This is a genomic window from Xanthomonas dyei (genome assembly GCF_002939865.1).
Taxonomy (GTDB): domain Bacteria; phylum Pseudomonadota; class Gammaproteobacteria; order Xanthomonadales; family Xanthomonadaceae; genus Xanthomonas; species Xanthomonas dyei.
In genome coordinates this window covers 1-330 of the sequence record NZ_MDEE01000136.1, presented here as the reverse complement: position 1 = coordinate 330, position 330 = coordinate 1, and the positions used below count along the sequence as shown (strand labels likewise).

The window sequence follows — 330 nt, the reverse complement described above, 5'->3', positions numbered from 1 at the left end:
GGGCGCGCAGTTCCAGCATGGCCTCGCCGTAGGCTTCCTGCAGGTCCTTGAGCTGGCGTGCGTACTGCTCGCGCACGTCTTCTGGTTTGGCCCGCAGCGCGTTCTCCAGCCCGCGCTTACCTTCCTCGACCCAGCCTTCGATCTCATTGGGCGTCAGGTCGAATTGCCGGCTGGCCAAGGCCACCGTCGTCTTCCCCTGGATGATCTCCAGCACCAGCGCCGACTTGCGCCGGGCCGTCCAGCGCTTGATCTGTTCTTCGTCCATCACTGCACTCATCGATGTCTCCTCTGAAAACTAACACCTGAGCAGAGTTTCAGTGGGTCATTACA

Annotated in this window: 1 protein-coding gene; it reads right to left on the bottom strand. The window is 61.2% G+C overall.

Going from position 1 to position 330, the window contains the following annotated elements:
- Positions 1-277 (bottom strand): DUF1153 domain-containing protein (locus tag XdyCFBP7245_RS23555; protein ID WP_104617727.1); only part of this gene is annotated, 277 nt, incomplete at its 3' end.
- Between the last annotated feature and the right edge of the window lie 53 nt (positions 278-330).